Genomic DNA, 20162 nt, shown 5'->3' with positions numbered 1-20162 from the left:
TGTCGCCATGCCTGACACGGATATCGCCAAAGAAAGTTTAGACGCCGCCGACGAGCAGCGGTTCCTCATCGGGTTCAAGGCGACGCCGGAGCGTCTGGACAAGGCACTGGCCCGGCTGATGCCGGAGCATTCCAGGACGCGCATCCAGGGCTGGATAGAAGACGGGCATGTCACCGTCAACGAACGGCAGGCGCAGGTGCGGCAGACGCTGCTTCCGGGCGACCGCATCGTCGTCCGGGTGCAGCCTTCGGCCGAGTCCTCGGCATTCCTGCCCGAGGACATCCCCCTGGCGGTGGTGGCGGAAAGCCCCGACTGGATCGTCATCGACAAGCCCGCGGGCCTGGTCACCCATCCGGGAGCAGGCAATTGGAGCGGCACGTTGCTCAATGGCCTGCTGCACCGCTACCCGGAGCTGTCCATGGTGGCGCGCGCCGGCATCGTGCACCGGCTGGACAAGGACACTTCGGGGCTGCTGGTGGTGGCGCGCAATGAAACGGCGCAGACCCACCTGGTCCGGCAGTTGCAGGCGCATACCGTGCTGCGCGAATATGTCGCGCTGGTGCATGGCCATCCGCCGGCAGATGGCCGGGTCGATGCACCCATCGGGCGCGATCCCCGCGTGCCGGTGCGCATGACGACGCAGAATCCGGTGGCGCCCAAGGCCGCCGTCACGCATTATTCCGTCCAGCGCAGGGGGCTGCTGCCGGACGGCAGGCGCGTATCCGAAGTCGTATGCCGGCTGGAAACGGGTCGCACGCACCAGATCCGCGTCCACATGGGCAGCCTGGGACATCCATTGGTGGGCGATACGCTGTATGGCGGGTCGGAATTGCCGCAGGCAAAGCGGCAGATGCTGCATGCCCGCCGGCTTTCCTTCCAGGATCCGTCCAGCAACGAGACAGTCTCCTTCGAGTCGGAGCTGGCAGGAGACTTGCAGGCTTTCTGTCAGGAAATCGAATGGGCATGAACAACAGCGAGGAATTGCCGCCGGTCGTCAGCGGCAGCGATTGGCCCGGAGTCGGCTATTTCTGCACGACGCGCGGGGGCGGGCGGAGCCAGGGCAGTTATGCCTCCATGAACCTGGGGCGGCGCACGAAGGACGATCCGGCCGATGTGCGGGACAACCAACGCCGTTTGCGGCTGCTTCTGCCGGCGGATCCCTTGTGGCTGAGTCAGGTCCATGGCGTGGATGTGGCGGATGCCGACGCTGTGGATGAAAGCGCCCCGGTGACGGCGGATGCGGCTGTCACGATCAGGCCGGGCAGGGTGCTGGCCATCCTGACGGCGGATTGTCTGCCCGTGGTGATCGCGGATCGCGATGGCCGCGCGCTGGGAGCGGCGCATGCCGGATGGCGCGGTCTTTGCCATGGCGTGCTGGAGGCGACGATGAAGGCCTTGCGCGAGCGATGCCCCCAGTCCGCGGGCTGGCGGGCCTGGATCGGTCCCGGCATCGGCCCTGAGGCATTCGAGGTGGGCGACGAAGTGCGCCAGGCTTTTCTCGAGCGAGATCCTGCGGCGCAAGCGCACTTCCTGCCCGGGGTGCGGGAAGGAAAGTGGATGGCCGACCTTCCCGCGCTGGCGACGATGCGCCTGCGCGCCCAAGGGGTCGAAGACATCGAGGCCAGCGGCTTGTGCACCTATACGCGGCAGGACCTGTTCTTCTCCTACCGGCGGCTGGCCGACAGCGGCCGGATGGCGACCTGCGCCTGGCTGAAGCAAATGCCCTAGCGACTAACCCTGATGCGATTTACCCTGATTGACACGTTTTTGATTGATCTCCAACATAAACCCAAAGTAATGAAGAAGTAGCATCACAGGCAGGAGTAGAACGTGAAAGCCCAACAGACTTCGCAGTGGCCGGTTCCAGTCAGCATCGCACCGGACACCCTGACGGAGATCCAGTCCGAGCTTGCACGTGACTGGGCGCAGGTTTGCGAGAAAGCGCAGCAGGGGCAACTGGAATGCCCCAAAGATCGCCGTTTTTCAGGCGAGGCATGGGCGGCCAGCCAGCCGGCGCTGCTTGCCGCGCACAGCTATCTGCTGTCCGCGCGCACCATGTTCCGCATGGTGGATGCCGCCTCGGTGCCGGATGCCGTGCGCAGCCGCCTGCGTTTCTCCGTCATGCAGTGGGTCGAGGCCATGTCCCCGACCAATTTCCTGGCAAGCAACCCGGAAGCGCTGGGGTTGTTCCTGCAAACGCAGGGCGAGTCCCTGCAGGCGGGCATGCGCAACCTGCTGTCCGATCTGCAGAAGGGGCGCCTTTCGCAGACGGACGAAAGCGGGTTCAGGCTGGGAGAAAACCTGGCGGCAAGCCAGGGGGCGGTGGTTTTCGAGAACCGCCTGATGCAGGTGATCCAGTACGCGCCCTCGACGCCATCGGTTCACGCCAGGCCGCTGCTCATGGTGCCGCCGTGCATCAACAAGTTCTATATCCTCGACCTGCAGCCGGGCAATTCCCTGGTGGAATATGCCGTATCCCAGGGGCTGACCGTATTCATGATTTCGTGGCGCAACCCGCTGCCGAACGAGGATGGCGGCATCGATGCCTGCACCTGGGAGGATTACCTGGAAGAAGGGGTGCTGACCGCGGTCAAAGTGGCGGGCGCCATCAGCGGTCAGAAGCAGATCAACGCGCTGGGCTTTTGCGTGGGCGGCACGATGCTGGCTTCCGCCCTGGCGCTGGCCAAGGCCAGGGGCGAGTCTCCCGTCGCCGCACTGACTCTGCTGACCACGATGCTGGATTTCTGCGATACCGGCGTGCTGGACGTGTTCGTCGACGAATTGCATGCGCAGTGGCGCGAACGGCAACTGGGCGCGGGCGGGCTGATGTCGGCGCGCGAACTGAATACGACCTTCTCCTTCCTGCGGCCATCCGAACTCGTCTGGAACTATGTGGCGGACAATTACCTGAAGGGCCGCCAGCCAGCGCCGTTCGACATCTTGTACTGGAATGCCGACAGCACCAATCTGCCGGGGCCTTTCTTCACCTGGTATTTCCGCAATACTTATCTCGAGAACCGGCTGAAGGATCCAGGCGGCGTCAGCGTCGGCGGCGTGCCGATCGACCTCGGCGCCATCGACGTGCCCTGCTACCTGTATGGCTCCAGGGAAGACCATATCGTGCCCTGGCGCTCGGCCTATCTTTCCGGGCGGGCGCTGGGCGCGCCGGTGCGGTTCGTACTGGGCGCCTCCGGTCATATCGCCGGCGTGGTGAACCCGCCCTCCAGAAACAAGCGCAGCTACCAGGTGGCGGGCGGAGAATCCGTCGATATGTCGCAGGAGCCGGACAACTGGTTGGAGCGGACCGATACCATCGCGGGCAGTTGGTGGCCGGACCTGGCCCGGTGGTTGAAGACGCATTCAGGACCCATGCGCAAGGCGCGCACGCGATTGGGAAGCACGCGCTATCCCGTGATCGAAGATGCTCCAGGAAGATATGTGAGAGTCAGGGCGACATGATGCCGTATTGGCAGGCGGGATCATGTCTTCCTTTGTAGCGCGGTATCGCCGGCGGACCCGGGCTGTATCCGGGGGCCAGGCAAAATATGAAACAAGGAGCAACTCATGAGTGGGAAACTGGCATACGTTACCGGGGGTATGGGAGGCATCGGGACCTCGATCTGCCAAAGGCTGGCAAAAGAGGGGTATACCGTCGTTGCCGGTTGCGGCCCGAGCCGCAATTACAAGCAATGGCTGGATGAACAGGCGGCATTGGGCTATAAATTCCATGCATCGGTCGGAAATGTCTCCGACTGGGATTCCACGGAGCAGGCTTTCGACAAGGTCAGGCAGGAATTCGGCGTCATCAGCGTACTGGTGAACAATGCCGGCATTACGCGCGACGGCCTGTTCCGCAAGATGAGCAGCGAAGACTGGCGCGCCGTCATCGATACCAATCTGAACAGCCTGTTCAATGTCACCAAGCAAGTCATCGAAGGCATGATCGACCAGCAATGGGGGCGCATCATCAACATCAGCTCGGTCAACGGACAGAAAGGCCAGTTCGGCCAGACCAACTACTCCACGGCCAAGGCGGGCATCCACGGCTTTACAATGGCCCTGGCGCAAGAGGTCGCCAGCAAGGGGGTGACTGTCAACACGATCTCCCCGGGTTATATTGGTACTGACATGGTGCGGGCGATACGGCCCGATGTCCTGGAAAAAATCGTGGCCACCATACCGGTGAAACGCTTGGGTACGCCCGAAGAAATCGGTTCCATGGTGGCTTGGCTGGCTTCGGATGATGCGGGCTTTGCGACGGGGGCGGACTTCTCGCTCAACGGCGGCCTGCACATGGGTTAACGACAGAATGGTACAGACTTCAACTCCCGCAGATAAGCGCCTGATCAAGAAATATCCCAACAGGCGCTTGTACGATACACAGAACAGCGCCTACATTACCTTGGCGGATGTCAAGCAGCTGGTGCTCGAGAACGACCAGTTCCAGGTGGTAGATGCCAAGACAGGCGAGGACCTGACGCGCAGCATCCTCCTCCAGATTATCCTGGAGGAGGAGAGCGGCGGCATTCCCATGTTCTCGCAGGCAGTATTGGCGCAGATCATTCGTTTCTACGGGCATGCCATGCAGGGGGTCATGGGGTCGTACCTCGAAAAGAACATGCAGGCCTTCATGGAGATCCAGGAGCGCCTGGCGCAGTCGAACAACATTTATGGAAACCAACTGGGGCCGGAAGCCTGGGCGCAGTTCATGAATGTCCAGACGCCGGTCCTGCAGAACATGATGAATAACTATATCGACCAGAGCAAGAACATGTTCGTGCAGATGCAAGAGCAGATGCAGGACCAGACGCGCTCCATGTTCTCGGTATTTCCTTTCGGCAATGTGCCGCCGGACGGCAAGCGCTAGTTTCATGGCTTGTGTCCTGTTGTAAATCACGCACGGGAGCGGGCTGGCGCGATTTTTGTAGTTGCGCCTCCGCTGGCGTGATGGTGTAATATTCCCCATGGCTGTCCATTGCCGGAGTGCGGGGCAGCTGCGGTGCGGCTTGCGCAAGCTCTTCAATCAATAGCGCAGGCGCCGCGTGGCCCGACCGGGCAACAGTTTCCATGCCGGTGGCAGGGCGGTTCCTGCAAAGTGGCATACGCAATCAATGTCTTTTCTGGCAGCAGCATCACAGGTTTGATGCCGGTTCGCGCATAGCTTCGGCTTGCCGGATCCCGCGGCGGCTTCGCCCGCAAGGCCATGCGCCAAGGCGCAATCCCGATCCTGGATGTTCCTGCTGCAGGCAACAAGTACATTTCATGGTGTTTTTTCTTCTGATGGCGTTTTCGTTGTACGCGCTCAGTCGCTGTCGCGGGGCATGGGCCGGGGTAGCGGCGTGCGCGGCAAATGCTCGCCGCCCCATGGCCGGCACCCCGCTTGCTGTGGTTGCGCCCGTGGCGGCTGTCTGTATGAGGGAAATTGCGCGCGCATGCCGCAATGCTCGCGGCGTGCCGCATAACGAAAAAGGCCGCTTGCTGGTTGGCAAGCGGCCTTCGAATCTGGTTGCGGGGACAGGATTTGAACCTGTGACCTTCGGGTTATGAGCCCGACGAGCTGCCAGACTGCTCCACCCCGCGTCTGAAGAATTGAATTATAGGGTGCTTTATATTTTTATGCAAGTCTTCGAAAAGAAAACAACCGGAGAGACGGCTGGAACCAAGGAATGAGTGAACTGGAACCCATACATATACTCGAGGCTGCGCTGCTGTGCGCGGATCAGCCCATGCCGCAGTCGGACCTGATGAAACTTTTCGGCGAAGGCGGCATTCAGCGGGACGAACTGTCGGAGAGTCTCGTACAATTGCAGCAAAACTGGGAAGGCCGTGGGTTGCAACTGGTGCAGTTGGCAGGCGGCTGGCGTTTCCAGAGCCGTCCGCAAGTGCAGCGCTACCTGCTCAGGCTGACTCCCGAAAAACCGCCCAAGTATTCCCGCGCCGTGCTGGAGACGCTTGCTATCATCGCATGGCGCCAGCCCGTCACGCGGGGCGATATCGAGGATATCCGGGGCGTAACGGTATCCACGCAGATCGTCAGGGCCCTGGAGGATCGCGGCTGGATCGAAGTCATCGGCCATCGCGATGCGCCGGGAAGGCCGGCGCTGTTCGGGACGACCCGGCAGTTCCTCGATGATCTTGGCATTCGCGCGCTCGATGAACTGCCGGAGCTGGAAAGCATCGATGCGGCCGAAGCCATGGCCGAACTCGACCTGAGCGATCTGCCGATCGATGTGGTGGATGACGCGCAAATCATCGTCAAGGACGAAACAGATGGGGATGCGTCAACCGGAGGCGAGGATGCCTCTTCCGGCGGGCAGTTGCTTGCGGATGCGGCAGGACAGGAGATCGATGTCGTGGAATTTGGGCGGCGTATCCGATGAGGTCTCTGTCGAGGCATTCGACGGGGTCGATGCCGAAGACGCCGCAGGCGAAGAGCCATCCTTTGAGATACAACCCGAGCCAGAGACCCTGGCGGAAGAGAATGTGCAAGTGCCGGAACAGGATGATCCGGCTCGGCAATAAAAGTTAACGGAGTGCTTTGACGACTATGTCGAATAACAATGAACAGGCAGCGGCTGCTGCGGAACAAACGGCGATTGCAGTTGAGCAGGCGCCGGGCGAAAAAGCCGAGGGCGGCGCAAACGTGAAAAAAGGGCGCAAGCTCAGGACGCCGTTCCGCCGCAGGCGCGGCGACGCGGTTCAGGCCGAGCCATCGGCGGCGCCGGCCGAGGATGGCCAGCAGGCTGCAGGAGAAGGTCAGCAGGCCCCGTCCGCGCCTGTCAAGCCGGCGGGAAAATCGCGTTCGCCCGCCGCCAAGCGCGGCCGCAAACCGCGCAATCATGCCAATGCGGGCGTCGATGCGGCCGCGACGGAGCCCGATGCGGACCAGGCGCTGGCCTATCTGGAAAAGACCGCTCCCATTGCGCAGCGTCTCGGCAAATACCTGAACAGCGACGCGCTGATGCCGAAGCTGCACAAGGTGCTGGCGGATGCCGGCATCGGCTCGCGCCGCGACATGGAAGAGCTGATCGTGGCGGGCAGGGTGTCCGTCAATGGCGAGCCCGCGCATATCGGGCAGCGCGTGAAGGCAAGCGACCAGGTGCGCGTCAACGGCAAGCTGGTAGCTCGCCCCAATGCCAAGAAGCCGCCTCGCGTCATTCTGTATCACAAGCCTGCCGGCGAAATCGTCAGCCATGACGATCCCGAAGGCCGCGCCACGGTATTCGCTCGCCTGCCAAAGCTGAAGGTGGGCAAATGGCTGTCGGTGGGCAGGCTGGACCTGAACACCGAGGGCCTGCTCATCCTGACGACATCCGGGGATCTGTCCAACCGGCTGATGCATCCCCGCTACGGCGCCGAGCGCGAGTATGCAGTCCGGGTCCTGGGCGAGCTGGCGGCCGACCAGGCCAAGGCGCTGGTCAACGGCATCGAGCTGGAAGACGGCAAGGCGCAGTTCGGTGTTCTCGAGCCCATCGGTGGGGAAGGCAGCAACCGCTGGTATCGCGTCACCCTGAAGGAAGGGCGAAACCGGGAAGTCCGGCGCATGTTCGAGGCGGCCGGCGTTACCGTCAGCCGCCTGATACGCACGCGTTTCGGCGAGGTGGTTCTTCCGCGCAATCTGCGCCGCGGGCGCTGGGAAGAGCTGGACGCCGGCCTGGTGTCCGCGCTGATGGTGCAGTTGGGGCTGCTGCGCGAGGACAGTGATGACGGCGGCAAGCGCCAGCAGCAGCCCTTGTCGCACGACAGCGCCTTGCCTCCCGGTTTCGGCACGATGGAACTCAATGGCCTGAGCGGCGCGCGCATCAGCCGTCGCGGCAAGATCGCAGGCGCGCGCAAGCAGGTTTCGGTAGGGGTGCTTCCAGGGCTGCCTTCCGATCCCTATGGGACAGGCAAGAGCTTCAGCGGCGGGTTGCCCAATGGCCATCCCGAGGGGGGGGCGAAGCGCAAAAAAACAACCAAGGCCGGCGCCCCCGCCAAGCCGGCCGCCGACAAGGAACAGCAGCGCCGCCGGGGGCCGGGGGCCAGGGTAGGCAAGCCGTCGCAGGCCCAGCCTGTGGATGCGGGCAAGGGCGGCGGCAAGGCCAAAGGCAAGCAGGGGGCCGCTCGCAAGACGGCTGCCAAGCCGTCCCGCCGGTCCGACGACTGGCAGCCTCGCAGCGCTTCCGCGCACGAATCCCACCTGGGCTTTCTCGGCGGCAATCGTCGCGGCGGCCCCAGGTTCTGATGAATTCGGCTGTATTTTTCGGTAAGTCGATGCGGCAGCAGGAATTTTCTCTGGTTTCTGCTAAAATGTAGGGCTTTACAGCCGCATTGCCAGCGCATTTCCTCGTGGAGCGTGGCGTTTCGCAGGGTTGTTGCCGTGGTCCGGGGCGTTTTCCGGGGTACGGCCTCACCCGTGGTGCGGAGTCGGCACGATGCGGGCATGGCAACAGTGGGCTGGGAAGACAGCCCATTTTTTTTTGAATTTATGGCAGATATTTTTTCGTTGACACAGGAAGCCCTGGCGGGCACCGATATCGAGCTGGTCGATGTGGAGCGTGCTCCGCAGGGGCTGCTGCGCGTCACTATCGATCGCATCGGCGGTGTGCGCATCGAGGATTGCGAGCAGGTTTCGCGCCAGCTGTCGCGGGTTTTCGAAGTCGAAAACATCGATTACAAGCGCCTGGAAGTCGGTTCCCCGGGCACGGACCGCCCTTTGCGCAACGAGGCGGAGTTCCTGCGTTTCGTCGGCGAGCGTGTCGAGATCCGCTTGCGCGAGGCAATCGAGAGCCGCAAGGTATTTGCTGGTATTTTACGTTCGTCCGATGACGTCGTCGTTCCTGATTCCGACAACGGGCCGGTCTTCGGCCTGGAGCTGGAGGCAGCCAAGGGCGAAGAGCCTCAGGTGCTCAGCTTCACGTTGGCCGATATCGAACGCGCCAAATTGGATCCCATACTTGATTTCAAGGGTAAAAAGCGATGAGTCGCGAAATTCTGTTACTGGTTGATGCGCTGGCGCGTGAAAAGAACGTTGAACGTGAAGTCGTGTTCGGCGCGCTCGAGAATGCGCTCGCTTCGGCCATGAAAAAGCGCTTCAAGGAAGATGCGGATATTCGCGTATCGATCGACCGCGTCTCAGGCGAACACGAAGGATTCCGCCGCTGGCTGGTCGTGCCCGACGAGGCCGGCCTGCAAGAGCCGGATCAACAAGAGCTTTATTCCGATGCGCAGGAAATCGTTCCCGGCATCGAGGTGGGCGAGTACATCGAAGAGCCGCTCGAACCTGTAGAGTTCGGCCGCATCGGTGCGCAGGCGGCCAAGCAGGCCATCCTGCAGCGCATCCGCGACGCCGAGCGCGAGCAGGTGCTCAACGACTTCCTCGAGCGCGGCGAAACCATTATCTCCGGCACCATCAAGCGCCTGGACAAGGGCGACTTCATCGTCGAAACCGGCAAGATCGAAGCCCGCCTGCCGCGCAGCGAAATGATCCCCAAGGAAAACTTCCGCGTGGGCGACCGCATCCGCGCATGGGTCATGAAGGTCGATCACCAGGCGCGCGGCCAGCAGGTCATCCTGTCGCGCACGGCGCCGGAATTCATCCGCGAACTGTTCGAAAACGAGGTGCCTGAGATCGAACAGGGCCTGCTCGAAATCAAGGCGGCCGCGCGCGACCCCGGCATCCGTGCCAAGATCGCCGTGGTGGCCTACGACAAGCGCATCGATCCCATCGGCACTTGCGTCGGCATGCGCGGCTCGCGCGTCACCGCTGTGCGCAACGAGCTGGGAGGCGAGCAGGTCGACATCGTCCTGTGGGCCGAGGATCCGGCCGAATTCGTGATCGGCGCGCTGGCTCCGGCCCACGTCGAATCCATCCTGGTCGATGAAGACAAGCACGCCATGGACGTCGTCGTCGACGCCGAGAACCTGCCCAAGGCCATTGGCGCCCGCGGGCAGAACGTCCGCCTGGCTTCCGAGCTGACCGGCTGGCAGATCAACATCATGTCGCCCGAGGAAAGCCAGAGCCGCCAGGAAGAAGAGCGCGCAGAGCTGCGCCAGACCTTCATCACCAAGCTGGATGTCGACGAAGAAGTGGCCGACATCCTCATCGACGAAGGCTTCACGGGGCTGGAAGAAATCGCTTATGTTCCCATCCAGGAACTGTTCGAGATCGAAGCCTTCGACGAAGACACGATCAACGAGCTGCGCACGCGCGCCCGCAATGCGCTTCTGACCGAAGCCATCGCCCAGGAAGAGCGCGTGCAGACGGCGCGCGACCTGCTGGAAGTCGAAGGCATGACGCCCGCCCTGGTCGCCAAGCTGGCGGAAAACGATGTCGTCACGCTGGACGACCTGGCCGAGCTGGCCACGGACGAACTGGCCGAAATCACCGGCCTGGACGAAGAGCAGGCCAGCGACATGATTATGCGCGCACGCGCACATTGGTTCGAGGATGACGCTTCCTGAAGGAGGCGCAGTCCTTCCCGTAGTACTTATTGAATAGCTGCAGATAGCAAGAGAGAGTCGAATGCCGAGTAACACTGTCACCCAGTTCGCAGATGAACTGAAAATGCCCGCGGAGGTGCTGCTGGACCAGCTGCGCTCCGCAGGTGTCGAGCTCAAGTCTGTTAACGATGAGGTGACTGATGCGGACAAGGCCAGGTTGCTGGAGTCATTGCGCCGCGCGCATGGTACGAACGAAGGGCAGAAAATCACCCTGACGCGTCGCCAGACTTCCGAAATCCGGCAGGCCGATGGTTCGGGCCGTTCGCGCACGATCCAGGTCGAGCGCCGCAAGAAGCGCGTGTTCGTCAAGCGCGATCCGGCGGAATTGCTGGCCGAAGCCGCGCGCGTCGAAGCTGAGGAAGCCCTGGCTGGTCAGGATGCCGCGCCTGAAGTTGCACCGGCTCCGCAGGCCGCTCCAGTGACGGAAGCTCCCGCCGCTGTCACGGCGGCCGAGCCGGCAGCCCAGCCCGAGCCGGTTGCGCCCGAGGCGCAGCCGAAAGAGGTAGCTCCCGCCAAGGAAGAGGCGCCTGGGGTTTCCGCTGACGCAGCTCCCCAGAATACCGAAACGCCTGTCGCCGCCCAGCCGGAAAGCAAGGACGACGCCAAGGCACCCGCCGTCGAGCCCGAATCCGCCTCCGCGGCCGAGCCGGAGCCTGCGGCTGAGAGCGCGCCGGCGAAGCAGGCGTCCGAGTCCGCCAAGTCGGAAGAATCTGGCGCCGAAGCGGCAGCGGAGTCCGCGGCAGCAGCCCGCCGGGCCGAGGAGCCGCGTTCCCAGCCCGCCCGCGCGGCAAAGCCGGAGACGCAGGCTTCGGAAGGTTCTTCGGATGCCGACCGCGATCGCGCCCGCCGCGCGGCCGAGGCCGAAGCCGCGGCGCTGCGCGAAATGCTCAGTCGTCCGCGCAAGGTGCTCAAGGCCCCCGAGCCCGAGAATCCCGCCATGGCCGGCACGCTGCACAAGCCCGCCACTGCCAAGGGCGCGGCCAAGAAAGACGCCAAGGCGGGCGATGTCAAGAAAACCATCAAAACGTCGGAAGTCTCTTCTTCCTGGACGAACGACGGCGCGCGCAAGAAGCCGGCGGCCAAGGCCGACGCACCCAGCGGCCGCGATGGCTGGCGCGCTGGCGGCAAGGCAGGCAAGGGCGGCGCAGCGCGCGGCCGTGGCCGCAATGCGCAGCAGGAACGCCGCGAAGCGCCTGTTGCCGAGTTCATCGCACGCGAAGTTCACGTGCCCGAGACCATCTCGGTCGCCGACCTGGCGCACAAGATGTCCGTCAAGGCCGCCGAGGTCATCAAGCACCTGATGAAGCTGGGCCAGATGGTCACGATCAACCAGGTGCTCGACCAGGAAACCGCCATGATCGTGGTGGAAGAACTGGGCCACAAGGCGATCGCCGCCAAGCTGGACGATCCGGAAGCCTTCCTGGACAGCGCGGAAGACAGCCAGCAGGCCGAAGCCCTGCCACGCGCTCCCGTCGTTACCGTCATGGGCCACGTCGATCACGGCAAGACCTCGCTGCTGGATTACATCCGCCGAACCAAGGTTGCTTCCGGCGAAGCCGGCGGCATCACGCAGCATATCGGCGCCTATAACGTCAAGACAGACCGGGGCATGGTGACATTCCTCGATACCCCGGGCCACGAAGCCTTTACGGCCATGCGCGCGCGCGGTACCAAGGCTACCGACGTGGTGATCCTGGTGGTGGCCGCCGATGACGGCGTCATGCCGCAAACGCGCGAAGCCATTCACCATGCCCGCGCGGCCGGCGTGCCGATCGTCGTGGCGATCACCAAGGTCGACAAACCCGAGGGCAACCCCGATCGCGTCAAGCAGGAACTGGTGGCGGAAGAGGTCGTGCCCGAAGAATACGGCGGCGACGTGCCCTTCGTGCCTGTGTCCGCAAAGACCGGTTCCGGCATCGATGACCTGCTCGAAAACGTACTGCTGCAGGCCGAAATGCTGGAACTGAAGGCGCCTGTCGAAGCGCCCGCCAAGGGCCTGGTCATCGAATCCCGCCTGGACAAGGGCCGTGGTCCGGTCGCCACCATCCTGGTGCAGAGCGGCACGCTGAACCGCGGCGATGCCGTGCTGGTCGGCGCGTCGTTCGGCCGGGTTCGCGCCATGACGAACGAAACCGGCAAGGCCATCAACGCCGCGGGTCCTTCCATTCCGGTGGAAATCCAGGGCCTGTCCGAAGTGCCGGATGCCGGCGACGAGCTGATCGCCATGACCGACGAGCGCAAGGCGCGCGAAATCGCGCTGTTCCGCCAAGGCAAGTTCCGCGACGTCAAGCTGGCGCGCCAGCAGGCGGCCAAGCTGGAGTCCATGTTCGACGGCATCGGAGAAGGCGTCCAGACGCTGGCGCTCATCATCAAGACCGACGTGCAGGGCTCCCAGGAAGCGCTGGCGACATCGCTGCTCAAGCTGTCCACGGACGAAGTCCGCGTGCAGGTGGTGCATGCCGCAGTGGGCGGCGTTTCCGAAAGCGACGTCAACCTGGCGATCGCCTCGCGCGCCGTCATCATCGCCTTCAACGTGCGCGCCGACCAGAGCGCCAAGCGCCTGGCCGAGGCCAACGGCATCGACCTGCGCTACTACAACATCATCTACGACGCAGTGGATGACGTGCGCAACGCGCTGTCGGGCATGCTGATGCCGGAAAAACGCGAAGAGGTCATTGGCATGGTCGAGATCCGCGAAATCTATCACGTCTCGCGCATCGGCAACATTGCCGGCTGCATGGTCACCGACGGCGTGGTGCGCCGCGATTCGCAGATCCGCCTGCTGCGCAACAACGTGGTGCAATGGACGGGCTGGCTCGATTCGCTGCGCCGCTTCAAGGACGACGTCAAGGAAGTCAAGCAGGGCTTCGATTGCGGCCTCACCCTGAAGGGCTACAATGAAATCGAAGTCGGCGACCAGCTCGAAGTCTTCGAAGTCAAGGAAGTGGCACGCACGCTTTAATATGAGTCGACACAAAACACGTTCCAACGCCGGGCGTAACGCCCGGCTGGCAGACCAGATCCGCAAGGATCTGGCTGTCCTGATCCAGCGCGAGATCGATGTCTCCCGCGCCGGACTCATTACGCTTTCCGATGTGGACCTGTCGGTCGATTATGCCCATGCCAAGGTTTATTTCACCGTCATGGGCGCGGAGCCGGAAGCGGCCGCCGCCATCCTGAACGAAAAGGCCGGCTGGCTGCATTCCCTGCTTTTCAAGATGCTGCACATCCACACGGTTCCCACGCTGCGCTTCATCCACGACGACCAGCTCACGCGCGGCCTGGCGCTTTCGCAACTGATCGATCAGGTCAACCGTCCTTCCGCCGCGCCCGCGGCCTCCGACGATCCCGACGTCCCCGACGAACAGCCCTGAACGGCTGTCGTTTTTGTTTTTACCTGGAATTCTTGAACGATGGCTTCCCGACGAGGGCTGGAGCTCGATGGCGTGTTGTTGCTGGATAAACCCGAGGGTTTGTCCAGCAACCATGCACTGCAACGCGCCAAGCGGGCGCTGAACGCAAGAAAGGCGGGGCATACCGGCACGCTGGATCCGTTCGCCACTGGCCTGCTGGTCTGTTGCCTGGGACGCGCCACCAAGATATCCGGTAATCTGCTGGATGCCGACAAGGTCTATCGCGCGCGCCTGCGCTTCGGACAGGAAACCGATGCGGGCGACCTGACTGGCAAGGTAGTGTCCGAAGCTCCGGCGGATTTCTCCGGCGTGACCGCCGGGCAGCTGGAACAGGCGCTGGAGGCTTTCCGCGGAGAAATCCAGCAGGTGCCGCCCATGCATTCCGCACTCAAGCGCGATGGCAAGCCGCTGTACGAATATGCCCGGCAGGGCATAGAACTGGAGCGGCCGCCGCGCACGGTTACCATTCATGCGCTGACGCTGCTCGGCTGCGAAGGCATGCATGCCGACATCGAGGTGCATTGCAGCAAAGGCACTTATATACGTACTTTGGCTCAGGATATCGGACGGCTCCTGGGCTGTGGCGCACATCTCCAGGCGCTTCGGCGCTTGAAGGTCGGGCCGTTTCATCTGGATGACTCGGTTGCGCTGGATACTCTGCAGACCATGTCTGAACCCCAGTCCGTTCTGATTCCTCTCAATGCATTGCCCGAGGGCCTGCTGCCCCAGGGCCAACACAAGGACCAACATCTATGACACGCGCATTGCGCAACGTAGCAATCATTGCTCACGTCGACCATGGCAAGACCACGCTGGTGGATCAATTGCTGAGGCAGTCGGGCACTTTCCGTGACAACCAGGCCGTGGCGGAACGCGTCATGGATTCGGGCGACATCGAGAAAGAGCGCGGCATCACCATCCTGGCCAAGAACTGCGCCGTGGAGTACGAAGGCACGCACATCAACATCATCGACACCCCGGGACACGCCGACTTCGGCGGCGAGGTCGAGCGCGTGCTGTCGATGGTCGACGGCGTCCTGCTGCTGGTCGACGCAGTGGAGGGCCCGATGCCCCAGACGCGCTTCGTCACCCGCAAGGCGCTGGAGCAAGGGCTCAAGCCCATCGTGGTGGTCAACAAGGTCGATCGTCCGGGCGCTCGCCCTGATTATGCCGTGAACGCCACCTTCGACCTGTTCGACAAGCTGGGAGCCACGGAAGAGCAGCTGGACTTCCCTATCGTGTACGCATCGGGCCTGTCGGGCTATGCGGGCGATAACCCGGACGTCCGCGGCGGCGACATGCGTTATCTGTTCGAGTCCATCCTCAAGTATGTGCCGGTGCGCGACGATAACGCCGATGCCCCGCTGCAATTACAGGTGATCTCGCTGGATTACAGCAGCTACGTCGGCAAGATCGGCGTGGGCCGCGTCAACAGGGGCAGGATCCGCGCCGGGCAGGATGTCGTGGTCAAATTCGGCCCCGAGGGCGATCCCATCAAGGGCCGCATCAACCAGGTGCTGAAGTTCAAGGGCCTGGAGCGCGTGCTGGTCGATGAAGCCCAGGCTGGCGATATCGTGCTGATCAACGGTATCGAAGACATCGGTATCGGCTGCACCATCATGGACCCGGCTACGCAGGAAGCGCTGCCGCTGCTGCGCATTGATGAGCCGACCCTGGTCATGAACTTCATGGTCAACTCCTCGCCGCTGGCTGGCCGAGAAGGCAAGTTCGTTACCAGCCGCCAGCTGCGCGACCGCCTGGACCGCGAGCTGAAGGCCAACGTGGCGCTGCGCGTCAATGATACCGATGACGATACCGTATTCGAAGTCTGCGGTCGCGGCGAGCTGCACCTGACGATTCTGCTGGAAAACATGCGCCGTGAAGGCTACGAGCTGGCGGTTTCACGCCCTCGCGTGATGTTCAAGGACATCGACGGCGAGCGCCACGAGCCTTTCGAGCTGCTGACGGTCGACGTGGAAGACGGCCACCAGGGCAGCGTCATGGAAGAACTGGGCCGCCGCAAGGGCGAACTGCTGGACATGCAGCCGGACGGCCGTGGCCGCACCCGCCTGGAATACCGTATTCCGGCACGCGGCCTGATCGGCTTCCAGGGCGAGTTCATGACCCTGACGCGCGGCACCGGCCTGATGAGTCACATTTTCGACGCCTACGCGCCCATGCGCGAGGGCGGTGTCGGCGGCCGCCGCAACGGCGTGCTGATCAGCCAGGACGATGGCGCAGCCGTGGCCTACGCGCTGTGGAAGCTGCAGGATCGCGGCCGCATGTTCGTATCGCCCGGCGATGCGCTGTACGAAGGCATGATCATCGGCATCCATAGCCGCGACAACGATCTGGTGGTCAACCCTATCCGGGAAAAGAAGCTGACCAACGTGCGCGCGTCGGGCAAGGATGAGCACATCGACCTGGTGACGCCCATCCGCCTGACGCTGGAATACGCGGTCGAGTTCATCGAGGACGACGAGCTGGTCGAAGTCACGCCCCAGTCGATCCGCCTGCGCAAGCGCTACCTGCAGGAGCACGAGCGCCGCCGCATGTCGCGCGAGTCGGAGTAATTTCCGGCGGTGAGGGCCTTGCGCCGGATACGGCGCAGCCTTCGCCGGACGCGCTCCGTTTCAAGATAAGCGTCTGCGCATTGCGCTGAATTGAATCGACCCCTGAAGATGGGCTGCAATCCCGTCTTCAGGGGTTGATTCTTTTTTGCCGCCGGGCCGCCCCAAGGCAAAAAGCACCCCCTCGGGGGGCAGCAAGCCGAAGGCGCGGCGCGGGGGCCTTTTCTGCCGCCGGGCCGTTCCTAGGCAAAAAGCGCCCCAGGCTTATTCCGGCAATGCTGGGGCCGTATCGGAGCGTGCGGTGCACTCGACGCAGTACTTGTTGATATGCGCCATGACCTCGTCCACATCGTCGGTGACGATGAAAAGGTTGAGGTCATTGGGGGCAATCAGCCCCAGGGTGACCAACTGGCTCTTGATCCAGTCGATCAGGCCGGACCAGAACGACACGCCGACCAGTACAATGGGGGCGGACGGAACCTTGCGCGTCTGTACCAGCGTCAGCACCTCGAACAGCTCGTCCAGCGTGCCGAATCCGCCGGGCAGCGCGACATAGGCCGCGCTGTGCATGAAGAACGTGGCCTTGCGCGAATAGAAGTAGTTGAAATACAGGCTGTGCGTCTGGTAGTGGTTGTTGTGGGTTTCGCGCGGCAGTTCGATGTTCAGGCCGATGCTGTGGCCGCCGGCCTCGAAGGCGCCTTTGTTGGCGGCTTCCATGATGCCGGGGCCGCCGCCGGCGATTACGGTCAGGCCGGCCTTGGCCAGGCGCTGGCCGATGGCTTCGCTCAATTGATAGTAAGGAGAATCGGGGCGCAGGCGCGCACTTCCGAATACACTGACCCCCCAGCCGATTTCCTGCAGGGTTTCGGCTGCGGTCTGCAACTCTGACATAATTCCGGGAATCTGCTCGCTGGCGGGCAGCCGGACGGATTGAATACTCATATGAAGAAAACCTTGTTGCTTGTGGATGGTTCCAGTTATCTGTACAGGGCCTACCATGCCATGCCGGACCTGCGTAATGCCAAAGGAGAGCCCACCGGAGCGCTCTACGGCGTGATCTCCATGCTGCGCAAGCTGACCCAGGATTACAAGGCGGACTATGCCGCCTGCATTTTCGATGCCAAGGGCAAGACATTCCGCGACGATCTGTATTCCGAATACAAGGCGCAGCGGCCCTCCATGCCGGAAGACCTGGCAAGCCAGATCGAGCCGATTCATGCGGCGGTCAGGGCACTGGGCTGGCCGCTGCTGGCCGTCCCCGGCGTCGAGGCCGATGACATCATCGGCACCTTGGCAGTACAGGCGACGGCCGGGGGCGTACATACGATTATATCGACTGGCGACAAGGATCTGGCGCAACTCGTCAATGAGCATGTTGAATTGATCAACACCATGAGCGGGGAACGCCAGGATGTGGCCGGCGTCGTCGGCAAGTACGGCGTGCGTCCCGACCAGATCGTGGACTTCCTGATGCTGACCGGCGATACCGTGGACAATATCCCCGGCGTTGCCAAGGTGGGCCCTAAAACAGCGGCCAAGTGGCTGAACCAGTACGGTACGCTGGATGAGCTGGTGCGCAATGCCGACAGCATCAAGGGGGTGCTGGGCGAAAACCTGCGCGCCGCCATCCCCAATTTCGAGCTGACGCGCAAGCTGGTTACCGTCAAGCTGGATTGCGAGCTGCCCGAGATCGCAGGAGGCCTGGAATCCTTCGTGCCGCCGCAGCAGGACAAGGAGGCCCTGATCCGCCTGTACGAAGACTATGGTTTCCGTACATGGCTGCGCGATCTCACGGGGGATCCCCAGCGCATTCCCGAACAGGACGCCAGAGTCATGGTCAAGACAGCCTCCGCCGAAACGAATGAGGGTGCGCCGCCCGCAGCTGTCGAAGCCAATTACGAGGTCGTGCTGGACTGGGAGGCGTTCGATCAATGGATGGAGCGGCTGCGCACGGCGCCGCTGGTTGCCCTGGACACGGAAACGACGTCGCTCGACCCCATGGAGGCCAGGCTGGTCGGCATTTCGCTGTGCGTGAAGCCCGGCACTGCCTGCTATATTCCCCTGGCCCATCGCGGTCCGGACCAGGTCGTCCAGCTGCCGCTGGCCGAGGTGCTGGAGCGCATGAAGCCGTGGCTGGAAGACGCGGGCGCATCCAAGGTGCTGCACAACGCCAAGTATGACACCCACGTGCTGGCTAACGAAGGCATCGCCCTGGCCGGCATCGACGAAGACACCATGCTGCAGGCCTATGTGCTGGAATCCCATCGCCGCGTGAACATGCTGGAGCTGGGACAGCGCTGGCTGGGACGCACCGGCGTGGCCTATGAGGATATCTGCGGCAAGGGCGCCAAGCAGATCGGCTTCGACGAAGTGGCGGTGGAAACCGCTGCGCACTATGCCAGCGAAGACGCCGACTTCACGCTGCAGCTGCATGAAGTGCTGCGCCCCAGGATTGCGCAGGACGAAGGCCTGGAGCGCATCTACAAGCTGGAGGTACAGGCCTCCGCCGTGCTGACGACCATCGAGCGCAACGGCGTGCGCATCGATGCCAAAGTGCTGGGCAAGCAAAGCCACGAGATCGGTCAGCAACTGGTGGAATTGGAGCAGAAAGCCTACGAACTGGCCGGCCAGCCGTTCAATCTGAACTCTCCCAAGCAACTTGGGGAAATCCTGTTCCAGCGCATGGGTCTGCCGGTGGTGCGCAAGACCGCCAGCGGCGCGCCATCGACCGACGAAGACGTGCTGAGCAAGCTGGCCCGTGACTATCCCTTGCCGCAACTGCTGCTGGAGTACCGCGGCCTGGCGAAGCTGAAGTCCACCTACACCGACAAGCTGCCGCGCATGATCGACAGCCGTACAGGGCGCGTGCACACACGCTATTCGCAGGCTTCCGTCATTACCGGAAGGCTGGCGTCCTCCGATCCCAATCTGCAGAATATTCCTGTGCGCACACCCGAGGGCCGGCGCGTGCGCATGGCCTTCGTGCCGGACGAAGGCCGCAAGATTGTATCCGCCGACTACTCGCAGATAGAGCTGCGTGTCATGGCGCACGTATCGGGCGACGAGAACCTGCAGCGGGCCTTCGCCCAGGGCCTGGACATTCACCGCGCCACGGCCTCCGAAGTGTTCGGCGTGCCGCTGGAAGAGGTCACTGCGGAACAGCGCCGCTCCGCCAAAGCGATCAACTTCGGGCTGATCTACGGCATGGGCGAATTCGGCCTGGCATCGAACCTGGGCATCACGCGCGATGCGGCCAAGTCCTACATCGACCGCTACTTCACCCGCTATCCGGGCGTCGCCATGTACATGGAGCAGACCAAGCAGAAAGCCAGGGAGCAGGGCTATGTGGAAACCGTGTTCGGACGCAGGCTGTGGCTGCCGGACATCAAGGGCGCCAAGGGGCCCAGGCTGGCCGGAGCGGAACGCGCCGCCATCAACGCGCCCATGCAGGGCACATCGGCCGACCTGATCAAGATGGCCATGGTGGCGGTGCAGCGCTGGATCGATGCGGAAAAGCTGAAAACACTGATGGTCATGCAGGTGCACGACGAACTGGTGTTCGACGCGCCGCAGGGCGAAGTGGAGCTATTGTCCAGGGCGCTACCCGAGCTGATGAGCAATGTGGCGGAACTGGCTGTGCCGCTGGTGGCCGAGGTGGGGGTAGGGGATAACTGGGAGCAGGCGCACTGATCGCGCT

The 20162-nt window shown here is 63.0% G+C and carries 15 protein-coding genes, 1 tRNA gene and 1 pseudogene; 15 read left to right on the top strand and 2 right to left on the bottom strand.

Going from position 1 to position 20162, the window contains the following annotated elements:
- Nucleotides 1-7: 7 nt before the first annotated feature.
- The 5 genes from EV686_RS15045 to phaR all read left to right on the top strand — a co-directional run bounded on the left by EV686_RS15045 (nt 8) and on the right by phaR (nt 4867).
- Nucleotides 8-967, top strand: coding sequence for an RluA family pseudouridine synthase (locus tag EV686_RS15045; protein ID WP_132477776.1), 960 nt, complete (start codon nt 8-10; stop codon nt 965-967).
- A complete protein-coding gene (gene pgeF, locus EV686_RS15040) occupies nt 964-1728 on the top strand; it encodes a peptidoglycan editing factor PgeF (protein WP_132477775.1) in 765 nt (254 codons plus the stop codon). Before EV686_RS15045 ends, pgeF begins: the two co-directional genes overlap by 4 nt.
- A 102-nt stretch (nt 1729-1830) precedes the next feature.
- The gene (locus EV686_RS15035) at nt 1831-3459 is read left to right on the top strand and encodes a PHA/PHB synthase family protein (RefSeq protein WP_132477774.1); all 1629 of its coding nucleotides are present in this window, start codon (nt 1831-1833) and stop codon (nt 3457-3459) included.
- Nucleotides 3460-3564: 105 nt separating this feature from the next.
- Nucleotides 3565-4302: an acetoacetyl-CoA reductase gene (gene phbB / locus EV686_RS15030; protein ID WP_132477773.1), complete on the top strand. Its 738-nt coding sequence runs from the start codon at nt 3565-3567 to the stop codon at nt 4300-4302.
- 7 nt (nt 4303-4309) lie between these two features.
- A complete protein-coding gene (gene phaR / locus EV686_RS15025; RefSeq protein WP_132477772.1) occupies nt 4310-4867 on the top strand; it encodes a polyhydroxyalkanoate synthesis repressor PhaR in 558 nt (185 codons plus the stop codon).
- Between the two features lie 636 nt (nt 4868-5503).
- On the opposite strand, the gene EV686_RS15020 is transcribed toward phaR, so the two are convergent.
- Nucleotides 5504-5580, bottom strand: a tRNA-Met gene (locus tag EV686_RS15020).
- A gap of 86 nt (nt 5581-5666) precedes the next feature.
- Between EV686_RS15020 and scpB the strand changes: the two are divergent.
- The 9 genes and pseudogenes from scpB to typA all read left to right on the top strand — a co-directional run.
- Nucleotides 5667-6359: pseudogene (scpB, locus tag EV686_RS15015) on the top strand (SMC-Scp complex subunit ScpB); the annotation flags it as partial.
- Complete coding sequence (locus tag EV686_RS18650) at nt 6349-6522, top strand: hypothetical protein (RefSeq protein WP_165972637.1); 174 nt, start codon at nt 6349-6351, stop codon at nt 6520-6522. The pseudogene scpB and the gene EV686_RS18650, both read left to right, overlap by 11 nt.
- 25 nt (nt 6523-6547) lie before the next feature.
- Nucleotides 6548-8224 (top strand): pseudouridine synthase, encoded by a 1677-nt coding sequence (locus tag EV686_RS15010; RefSeq protein ID WP_132477770.1) that lies wholly within the window; start codon nt 6548-6550, stop codon nt 8222-8224.
- 243 nt (nt 8225-8467) lie between these two features.
- Complete coding sequence (gene rimP / locus EV686_RS15005; RefSeq protein ID WP_132477870.1) at nt 8468-8962, top strand: ribosome maturation factor RimP; 495 nt, start codon at nt 8468-8470, stop codon at nt 8960-8962.
- Entirely contained in the window at nt 8959-10443 is a 1485-nt protein-coding gene (gene nusA, locus EV686_RS15000) for a transcription termination factor NusA (protein WP_132477769.1), read from the top strand. Before rimP ends, nusA begins: the two co-directional genes overlap by 4 nt.
- 61 nt (nt 10444-10504) lie before the next feature.
- Nucleotides 10505-13444 carry a translation initiation factor IF-2 gene (infB, locus tag EV686_RS14995; RefSeq protein ID WP_132477768.1) on the top strand — a complete coding sequence of 980 codons (2940 nt, stop codon included), beginning with the start codon at nt 10505-10507 and terminating at the stop codon, nt 13442-13444.
- 1 nt (nt 13445) lies between these two features.
- Complete coding sequence (gene rbfA / locus EV686_RS14990; protein ID WP_132477767.1) at nt 13446-13856, top strand: 30S ribosome-binding factor RbfA; 411 nt, start codon at nt 13446-13448, stop codon at nt 13854-13856.
- 39 nt (nt 13857-13895) lie between these two features.
- Nucleotides 13896-14651 carry a tRNA pseudouridine(55) synthase TruB gene (truB, locus tag EV686_RS14985; RefSeq protein WP_132477766.1) on the top strand — a complete coding sequence of 252 codons (756 nt, stop codon included), beginning with the start codon at nt 13896-13898 and terminating at the stop codon, nt 14649-14651.
- Nucleotides 14648-16468: a translational GTPase TypA gene (gene typA, locus EV686_RS14980; RefSeq protein WP_132477765.1), complete on the top strand. Its 1821-nt coding sequence runs from the start codon at nt 14648-14650 to the stop codon at nt 16466-16468. The genes truB and typA overlap by 4 nt, the downstream gene beginning before the upstream one ends.
- 261 nt (nt 16469-16729) lie before the next feature.
- Here typA and EV686_RS14975 read toward each other — a convergent pair whose 3' ends face one another.
- Complete coding sequence (locus tag EV686_RS14975; RefSeq protein WP_452447816.1) at nt 16730-17407, bottom strand: LOG family protein; 678 nt, start codon at nt 17405-17407, stop codon at nt 16730-16732.
- On the opposite strand from EV686_RS14975, the gene polA reads away from it, so the two are divergent.
- Nucleotides 17408-20155: a DNA polymerase I gene (gene polA, locus EV686_RS14970; protein ID WP_132477764.1), complete on the top strand. Its 2748-nt coding sequence runs from the start codon at nt 17408-17410 to the stop codon at nt 20153-20155.
- Nucleotides 20156-20162: the final 7 nt, after the last annotated feature.

Origin of the sequence: Paracandidimonas soli, from assembly GCF_004342005.1 — a bacterium.
GTDB classification, from domain to species: Bacteria; Pseudomonadota; Gammaproteobacteria; order Burkholderiales; family Burkholderiaceae_B; genus Paracandidimonas; species Paracandidimonas soli.
The sequence above is the reverse complement of the archived record's forward strand: the minus strand, read 5'-3'. Positions and strand labels throughout refer to the sequence as shown.

Coding starts and splice junctions, on each gene's coding strand:
- EV686_RS15045 (WP_132477776.1), top strand. CDS start 8: ATGCCTGACACGGATATCGCCAAAGAAAGTTTAGACGCCGCCGACGAG.
- pgeF (WP_132477775.1), top strand. CDS start 964: ATGAACAACAGCGAGGAATTGCCGCCGGTCGTCAGCGGCAGCGATTGG.
- phbB (WP_132477773.1), top strand. CDS start 3,565: ATGAGTGGGAAACTGGCATACGTTACCGGGGGTATGGGAGGCATCGGG.
- phaR (WP_132477772.1), top strand. CDS start 4,310: ATGGTACAGACTTCAACTCCCGCAGATAAGCGCCTGATCAAGAAATAT.
- EV686_RS18650 (WP_165972637.1), top strand. CDS start 6,349: ATGTCGTGGAATTTGGGCGGCGTATCCGATGAGGTCTCTGTCGAGGCA.
- EV686_RS15010 (WP_132477770.1), top strand. CDS start 6,548: ATGTCGAATAACAATGAACAGGCAGCGGCTGCTGCGGAACAAACGGCG.
- rimP (WP_132477870.1), top strand. CDS start 8,468: ATGGCAGATATTTTTTCGTTGACACAGGAAGCCCTGGCGGGCACCGAT.
- nusA (WP_132477769.1), top strand. CDS start 8,959: ATGAGTCGCGAAATTCTGTTACTGGTTGATGCGCTGGCGCGTGAAAAG.
- infB (WP_132477768.1), top strand. CDS start 10,505: ATGCCGAGTAACACTGTCACCCAGTTCGCAGATGAACTGAAAATGCCC.
- rbfA (WP_132477767.1), top strand. CDS start 13,446: ATGAGTCGACACAAAACACGTTCCAACGCCGGGCGTAACGCCCGGCTG.
- truB (WP_132477766.1), top strand. CDS start 13,896: ATGGCTTCCCGACGAGGGCTGGAGCTCGATGGCGTGTTGTTGCTGGAT.
- typA (WP_132477765.1), top strand. CDS start 14,648: ATGACACGCGCATTGCGCAACGTAGCAATCATTGCTCACGTCGACCAT.
- EV686_RS14975 (WP_452447816.1), bottom strand. CDS start 17,407: ATGAGTATTCAATCCGTCCGGCTGCCCGCCAGCGAGCAGATTCCCGGA.
- polA (WP_132477764.1), top strand. CDS start 17,408: ATGAAGAAAACCTTGTTGCTTGTGGATGGTTCCAGTTATCTGTACAGG.